Here is a 7,480-nt window from a genome sequence, read left to right as displayed (position 1 = left end):
GAGTATATTCGTATAAAGTAGAATTTTTTATATCTTGAAATCTGTAAATTGAAAAGATTTTTTCCCCATAAAAAAATTTTAAGAGAAAATTCTTCTTTTGTAGATTGGACTAAAGACTTTCTATTTTTTCTTCTGAATCTTTTTCTGGAGAGTTATCTTTGATATATGTCATTACCTCATTAAGTCCTGATGTGAATTTGTCGAAATCTTCTTGATATAAAAAGATTTTATGTTTTTCAAACTGGACTATGGGATTACAGTCTTCACCGGAAATAATTTTTTTACTTTCTGTAATAGCTAGAAAAAATTCATCTTTTTTGTTCTTCTTAACATCTAAATAGTAAATTCTTTTTCCGGCTTTCAGTGTTTTTGTAAATACTATGTCATTCTCCTTCTTATTGAGTGTGTCTTCCTTTTTCAGATTTTCCATATTAAGTAATGTTCTTGTGTGTGATGAAATATTTTATTAATTATGTATTCAAATGCAAATATGCTATTTTATTTTGAAGAAACAAATATTTTGAGATAACATTTTAGAAATATAATGAAGTTCGTTTTTTCTTGTGTTGATTTTTGAGAAAAAAATAGGCATTTAAGACGGAGTACAATAAAAAAAGTAATACCTTTGCAGCCGCATAATACAAAAAGGATCTTTAAAAAATGGTGAATCGAATTTTAATCCGAATCAAAGTTGTACAAATAGTATACTCTTATTTGGTAAATAAAGATAAGAGTATAGATACTTCAGAGAAAGAATTATTTTTCAGTTTGGAAAAAGCTTATGAGTTGTATCACCGTTTGTTACTTTTGATGATCGAATTAACAGATGCTCAAAGTAAACGTATAGAGAATGCCCGTTTTAAATATACAGCGACTGCAGCAGATAAAAATCCGGATACACGTTTAGTAAATAATCGCTTTATCGCACAATTGCGAGAAAATAAGATGTTAAAGGAGTATGTCGATCGTCAATCTGTTTCTTGGGTGAATGAGCCGGATTTTGTTCGTATTTTGTTAGATCGTTTATTGGCATCTGACCTTTATAAAACATATTTAGCTTCAGAAGAAGATTCATATGCTGTCGATCAGGATTTCTGGAAAAAAGCATTCAAACACATCATTGTTGAAGATGAAGATCTGTCGGAAATTTTAGAAGCACAAAGTCTTTATTGGAATGATGATTTGGAAACGATTTCTACTTTCGTATTGAAAACGATTAAGCGGTTCGACCAAAGTAAAGGTGCGGAACAGGAGCTTTTGCCGATGTTTAAAGATGATGAGGATGCAGAATTTGCAAAAATGCTTTTTAGAAAAACACTCATGAATGTTGATGTTAATAAGGCTCTGATAGATCAACATACGAAGAATTGGGAAATTGATAGAGTGGCATTTATGGATATTGTCATTATGTTAGTTGCCATTGCAGAAATAAAATCATTTCCTACTATTCCTGTCAAGGTAACATTGAATGAATATATAGAAATAGCTAAGTCATATAGTACTATAAAGAGTGGACATTTTATAAATGGAATTTTAGATGCTGTCGCTTCTCAGTTAAAAAAAGACGGCTTTTTAGTGGGTAAAGTATAGAGGGACTTGAAATTTCATGATTTTTATAACCAATAGAGGCTATACAGAAATTTCTGTATAGCCTCTATTGGTTATAAAATATGTTCTTTACATAATAACGCAGAGTTTAAATTTTTTAAGATTTTCGTACCGATACCCTCAATATCGTTATAGATCTCAAAACGCAAAAATGATCTGATAATATATCCTTATTGAAAAAATTAGACAGTTCCTAAGATAGTTTGGGGAATATTGAATCGATTTTGTTCCAGATAAAGCGAGAATAAAAAATGTTTCTAAAAATTAAATGGGCTCTTCTATAATTTTTTTTTCTCAATCTCACTTTTTTGTCATATCTTTGTTATTAAATAAAACAGTTGCATTTGTAACTGTATCTTTAATTGTTTAACAAATAAGTTGAAATTATGACATTATTGACAATTTTACTGCAACAACAAGGACAACAAGGCGCTGGATGGTCAAGTATAATTATGATGGTGGCCTTAGTTGCTATTTTTTATTTCTTTATGATTCGTCCTCAGACAAAGAGGCAAAAAGAGATTCGTAAGTTTCGTGAAGCGTTGAGCGTTGGAGACAAAGTCGTTACCGCCGGAGGAATTTATGGAAAGATTAAGGAAATCAAAGATAATATTATCGTTCTTGAGATTGCGGATAATGTACGGATTCGTATTGATAAATCTTCTATTTATGCTACTGCTGCCGATTCGACGACTACAAACCAAGCTTAATCGGCCTGCCTTTTTGTAGAAGATCTTATCTTAAGAGATTATTAAAGATAAAGTTTTTTATTTGTAATTTTATTTCGAATAAAAAACTTTATCTTTGTTTTATTAGAGTTATTGGTTAAATGAAAAAAGCTACAGAACGCTATATTCAAATCAAAATAAAAAAATGGTTGCATAATGCAAAAGTTTTTTTTCGTAGTGAAAGGAGCAAAGAAGTTATTACTTTTTTGTTATTTTTGGGTTTGTCGTTTCTTTTTTGGGTGTTGCAGTCATTGAATGAAGAAGTAGAGGCTTCGTTCAAGATTCCTATACGCTTTACGAATGTCCCGGATAAAGTAATGATTACAAACGAATATCCTCAATATTTGGACATTCGTATAAGAGATAACGGGACAACGATGATGAACTATATGATAGACCGCTTTGTTCCTGTCGAGATAGATTTTAATCAGTATCAGAATAAACGAGGACAATTTACTATTTCATTGGCGAAGTTGAGCGCATTGGTTCGTAAACAACTTAAAAATACTACGGGTTTGGTTTCTATTTCTCCGGATTCTTTGACATTATATTATTCTCAAAATAGAGGAGCGAAGTTTAAGTTACGTTTGGTCGGCTCTGTATCAACAGTTCCACAATGTGTTATTAATGGAGAAATATCTTCCGGGATAGACTCAGTTACAGTCTATGCCCCTTCTTATATTCTGAACTCCATTAAAACGATAGAGACAGATTCTTTTGCTTTGAGAAATTTGTCAGATACGACAGTTTATGATCTTTCTTTGAAAAAAATAAGAGGTGCTAAAATTGTTCCGGATAGAGTGAAAATTATGGTTCCTGTTGAAGAGATAACCATGAAAAAAATGACGCTTGCAGTAAAAATAGAGAATATTCCTGATAATATGACGATGCTTCTTTTTCCGGCGACTGTAGAAGTCAGCTATATGCTTCCTATCAGTCATTTTGCAAAAGTTACCGCAGGGGATATAGAAATAGGAGTAGATTATGGACAGATAAAGAATAACTCAGGGAATAAATTGGCTGTAAAAGTTTTGAAACAACCGTCTTTTGTTAAGCATTTGCAAGTAGTGCCTGACAGCATAGAATATATTTTAGAGGAAAAAATATTATGAAATCGGTAGGAATAACTGGTGGAATTGGAACAGGAAAGTCGGTGGTAAGCCATTTCCTTCGTATATTGGGGTTTCCCGTATATGACAGTGATTCCGAAGCGAAAAGATTAATGAATACACACCCGGAAATACGAAATAAACTTATCGCTATGTTTGGTCCAGATATATATATAGGGCAGGAATTGAATAGAGTTTTATTAGCTCGTTATATATTTATAGACCTGTTATTATTACAAAGAATCAATGAGATTGTTCATCCGATAGTTCGGGAGGATTTTAAATCTTGGTGTATGCGCCAAAAAACCGCATTTGTTTTTATGGAGTCTGCAATTCTGTTTGAGTCGGGATTCGAAAATTCTGTTGATGAAGTTTGGGTAGTTACTGCTCCGGAAGACATGCGTATTTGTCGTGTGATGGTAAGGAATAATTGTAGTGAAGAAGATGTGCGGCAAAGAATATCGGTGCAGTTAGATGAAACTGAAAAATGTAAAAAAGCAGATCAGGTTATTCGAAATGATGATAAAAAACCTTTGATACCCCAAATTTTGAACTGCCTGAATTATAAGGGGAAACTTGAATGTTAAGAATCTTTTGATACAAAAAAGAGTATAACGATTGATAAATTGAATATTGAATGTTACATTTGTGCCGATTTAATCTTTAAAATTATTACGATATTATGTTGAAAGCAATCCTTTCTATATCTGGAAAACCCGGGTTATATAAATTAGTGTCACAAGCAAAAAACATGTTGATTGTAGAGTCTGTAGTTACGGGAAAACGGGCACCAGCATACGCTCATGATAAAGTTATATCATTAGGAGATATCGCTATTTTTACAGAAAGCGGAGAAGTACCTTTAAGGGAGGTATTGATTAAAGTGAAAGAAAAAGAAAACGGTGCAGTGTCATCTATAGATTTAAAATCGAATCCGGATGTGTTAAGAAAATATTTTGCGGAGATTTTGCCCGATTTTGATAGAGAGCGAGTATATCCCACCGACATAAAAAAACTGCTCAGTTGGTATAACTTACTTGTAGAAAAAGATCTTGCCGATTTTTCAGAAGAGAAAGAAGAAAAAACAGAGAAGTAGTTATTTAAACATAGAGAATAGATACCCTGATTATTAATACAAAATTATTTCTTGTTTAATGATCAGGGTATTTTGTTTGGAAAGTATTTAAAGTTTTTTATCGGGAAATTTAGATAAGTTCAAATTCTAAAGATGAAACAGTTAGTAGATATTGATAATTGGAAAAGAAAAGAAAACTATCTTTTTTTAGGAACTTTGCGAATCCGTATTATACGGTAACATCGGTTGTAGATGTCTCGAAAGCTTATGATACATCTAAACGTTTAGGAATAAAATTCTCTCAATTTCTTATGTACGCTTCATTGAAGGCTGTAAATGAGATCGAGTTTTTGCGGTATAGGCAAATAGATGGGAAGGTCTGGCTTTTTGATTCGATCAGGCTTAATACGGCAGTATCGCTTCCTGATCACTCTTTTATTTCAGTAATAGTCCCTTATAAATCGTCTTTAAAAGAATTCGTAATGTCGATTCAAGAGCAGATAGATTTGGCCCGAAAAGGTTTGGGTGATGCATATGGGCTCGATTCTGAAAAAGACGTTATTGTCATTAGTATTAATCCGTGGTATAGCTTTACTGGAATGCAGTTCCAATTTCCTGAGAATGCAGGAGAAAATATGCCGCTATCTATTTTCGGAAAAGTAACGGAAGATAATGGAATAAAAAAAATGCCGGTTGCAATGAGTTTTCATCATGGTTTTGTTGACGGATATTATGTGGGGCAATATTGGGAAAAATTTCAACAAAATTTAAATACCCCTTATGAATGAAGTTGAAAAAACAAAGAATATTTGACTAAATTGTCCTATTGGAAAAGGTAACTGTTATAAAGTTTTAAAGCCGAAAATTTTCAGAGTATGATGAATGAACGGGAAAGTCATTCGTTATGCTCTTTTTTATTTTCTTGTCTGGAAAATTTACGACCGGCTCTTTGTCTTTTGAAATATTTGAATAATATAAAAGAATCTGTAACTTTGTTACAATATTTACACATACATTTAATTTATCGTATCATGAAAAATCTGATTTCGATTGTCATTTTGACAATATCATTATGTGCATGTACACAGCACCGGAGTCCAGCAGTCGAGTGGATAAGTACTACTGCCGATTCGCTTTTTGTTTCTCATCCGGGTATTTTTATGTCGGAGTTTGTGGATAGTGCGGACGTTGAAATTCTTTTAGATAATCCTATGCAGGAAATTGATGGGTTTGGGGCGTGTTTTAATGAACTGGGGTGGACTTCATTATCTGAGTTGAATAGTGAGGATAGAGAAAATATCATAAAAGATCTTTTTAGTAAGGATGGTATGAACTTCTCTGTCGGACGAATGCCTTTAGGAGCAAATGATTTTTCTCGGGATTGGTATTCCTATAATGAAACGGATAAAGATTTTGAAATGGAGAACTTTTCGATAGCCAATGATGAGGAAACATTGATCCCGTTTATTAAGGCAGCTTTGGCAGTACGTCCCGATTTAAGACTTTGGGCTTCTCCTTGGTGTCCCCCTACATGGATGAAATACAATAAACATTATGCATGTATGTATCAAGATCCTGAGACTGTACAGGAAAATATGAAACAGTTGGGGATCAGTAATAGCATAACTACGGTTAATCATCTTACTCCTGATCAGCAAGGAGCAGAAGGGGCGGATATGTTTATTCAGAAACCCGAATATCTAAAAGCTTATGCTCTGTATTTTAAAAAGTTTATCGAAGCTTATCGCTCCAAAGGTATTCGTATTGAAATGGTTGCACCTCAAAATGAATTTAATTCTTGTCAAGTATTTCCTTCATGCATTTGGACAGCCGAGTCTTTATCGCGTTTTGTCGGAACATATTTGGGTCCGGAAATGCAGAAATTGGGAGTGAAGATATTATTTGGAACGATGGAACGGAAAAATGATCTGATGATAGATACCGTTATGAAAAGCGAAGCAGGAAAATATGTCTCGGCTATCGGTTTTCAATGGGCCGGAAAAGGTGCAATTAAGGCTGTTCATGAAAAATACCCTGAATTAAAGCTGGTGCAGACTGAAAGCGAATGTGGAGATGGAAAGAATAGCTGGGATTATTGTTTTTATACTTGGAATCTGATGAAACACTATCTTAGCAATGGAACATCTGTTTACATGTATTGGAATATTTCGTTAGAAGAAGATGGCCTGAGCCATTGGTTCTGGCGTCAGAACTCCTTAGTATCGGTTGACAAGGATACAAAAACATATAGATATACCCCCGAATATTACTTAATGAAACAGTTCAGCCATTTTGTACAGCCTGGAGCGCGAAGAATTGAGACTTCGGGAAGATATGATAATTTGTTGGCATTCAGAAATCCTGATAATTCGATTGTTGTTATTGCAGCAAATGAAGAAAATTTTGAACAACCTTTGAAAGTCAGAATAGGGAAATTTATATTACCGGTGAATTTAGAATCTCGGTCTATAAATACGTTTGTAATACCAAAAAAATAAAGTCTATATCAAATAAGTGGAAAACGGGTAAGCAGATTTGTTTATCCGTTTTTTTTTGAAATAAAGAAAACAATATTAAGCTAAAAACTGTTATGTAAAATATATTAATTTTATTGTGTTGGATTTATTTATAAAAAGCTAATTATGACGATCCGAAAATTATTTTTGTTGATGACATTATTTGTTGGGATGAGTATATCTGAAATTAATGCGGAAACTAAGGATTCTTTGTGGACGACTTCTGGATATGCAGGTCTTAAGTTGACTCAAGTCAGTTTTACAAATTGGGCGACAGGAGGGGATAATGCTTTTGCCTTTGATTTGCAAGGAACATATCAAGCAGATTATAAACATAATAAGCATGTATGGAAAAATAGATTGGAGTTGGCTTATGGATTGAATAAGACCAGAGGAGATGGATTAAAGAAAACCAGTGATAAGATTTATTTGAATTCCAATTAC

The 7,480-nt window shown here is 33.1% G+C and carries 9 protein-coding genes; 8 read left to right on the top strand and 1 reads right to left on the bottom strand.

Going from position 1 to position 7,480, the window contains the following annotated elements; translation table 11 throughout:
• Positions 1-109 precede the first annotated feature (109 nt).
• Positions 110-430: a DUF3276 family protein gene (locus AC1WHX_RS09000; protein WP_009317142.1), complete on the bottom strand. Its 321-nt coding sequence runs from the start codon at positions 428-430 to the stop codon at positions 110-112.
• Positions 431-660: 230 nt separating this feature from the next.
• Here AC1WHX_RS09000 and nusB point away from each other — a divergent pair, with 230 nt between their 5' ends.
• From nusB to AC1WHX_RS08960, 8 genes are all read left to right on the top strand, one after another.
• On the top strand, positions 661-1,590 hold the full coding sequence (gene nusB, locus AC1WHX_RS08995) for a transcription antitermination factor NusB (RefSeq protein WP_009317141.1): 930 nt from the start codon (positions 661-663) through the stop codon (positions 1,588-1,590).
• A gap of 404 nt (positions 1,591-1,994) precedes the next feature.
• Positions 1,995-2,318 carry a preprotein translocase subunit YajC gene (gene yajC, locus AC1WHX_RS08990; protein WP_009317140.1) on the top strand — a complete coding sequence of 108 codons (324 nt, stop codon included), beginning with the start codon at positions 1,995-1,997 and terminating at the stop codon, positions 2,316-2,318.
• 119 nt (positions 2,319-2,437) lie between these two features.
• Positions 2,438-3,448: a YbbR-like domain-containing protein gene (locus AC1WHX_RS08985; RefSeq protein WP_122338527.1), complete on the top strand. Its 1,011-nt coding sequence runs from the start codon at positions 2,438-2,440 to the stop codon at positions 3,446-3,448.
• Positions 3,445-4,032: a dephospho-CoA kinase gene (gene coaE / locus AC1WHX_RS08980; RefSeq protein ID WP_022601238.1), complete on the top strand. Its 588-nt coding sequence runs from the start codon at positions 3,445-3,447 to the stop codon at positions 4,030-4,032. The genes AC1WHX_RS08985 and coaE overlap by 4 nt, the downstream gene beginning before the upstream one ends.
• Positions 4,033-4,127: 95 nt before the next feature.
• A complete protein-coding gene (locus tag AC1WHX_RS08975; protein WP_122338528.1) occupies positions 4,128-4,541 on the top strand; it encodes a DUF5606 family protein in 414 nt (137 codons plus the stop codon).
• A 158-nt stretch (positions 4,542-4,699) separates the two neighbouring features.
• A complete protein-coding gene (locus AC1WHX_RS08970; RefSeq protein WP_302276205.1) occupies positions 4,700-5,308 on the top strand; it encodes a CatA-like O-acetyltransferase in 609 nt (202 codons plus the stop codon).
• Positions 5,309-5,551: 243 nt separating this feature from the next.
• Positions 5,552-7,018: a glycoside hydrolase family 30 protein gene (locus AC1WHX_RS08965; RefSeq protein WP_122338063.1), complete on the top strand. Its 1,467-nt coding sequence runs from the start codon at positions 5,552-5,554 to the stop codon at positions 7,016-7,018.
• A 171-nt stretch (positions 7,019-7,189) separates the two neighbouring features.
• A partial coding sequence (locus AC1WHX_RS08960) for a DUF3078 domain-containing protein (protein ID WP_481229187.1) occupies positions 7,190-7,480 on the top strand: 291 nt, incomplete at its 3' end.

It is taken from the genome of Coprobacter sp. (genome assembly GCF_982436375.1).
This window is presented reverse-complemented; position numbering and strand designations above follow the sequence as displayed.

Bases quoted from the DNA above. Each gene is read 5' to 3' on its own strand.
- AC1WHX_RS09000 (WP_009317142.1), bottom strand. From the start codon at position 430: ATGGAAAATCTGAAAAAGGAAGACACACTCAATAAGAAGGAGAATGAC.
- nusB (WP_009317141.1), top strand. From the start codon at position 661: ATGGTGAATCGAATTTTAATCCGAATCAAAGTTGTACAAATAGTATAC.
- yajC (WP_009317140.1), top strand. From the start codon at position 1,995: ATGACATTATTGACAATTTTACTGCAACAACAAGGACAACAAGGCGCT.
- AC1WHX_RS08985 (WP_122338527.1), top strand. From the start codon at position 2,438: ATGAAAAAAGCTACAGAACGCTATATTCAAATCAAAATAAAAAAATGG.
- coaE (WP_022601238.1), top strand. From the start codon at position 3,445: ATGAAATCGGTAGGAATAACTGGTGGAATTGGAACAGGAAAGTCGGTG.
- AC1WHX_RS08975 (WP_122338528.1), top strand. From the start codon at position 4,128: ATGTTGAAAGCAATCCTTTCTATATCTGGAAAACCCGGGTTATATAAA.
- AC1WHX_RS08965 (WP_122338063.1), top strand. From the start codon at position 5,552: ATGAAAAATCTGATTTCGATTGTCATTTTGACAATATCATTATGTGCA.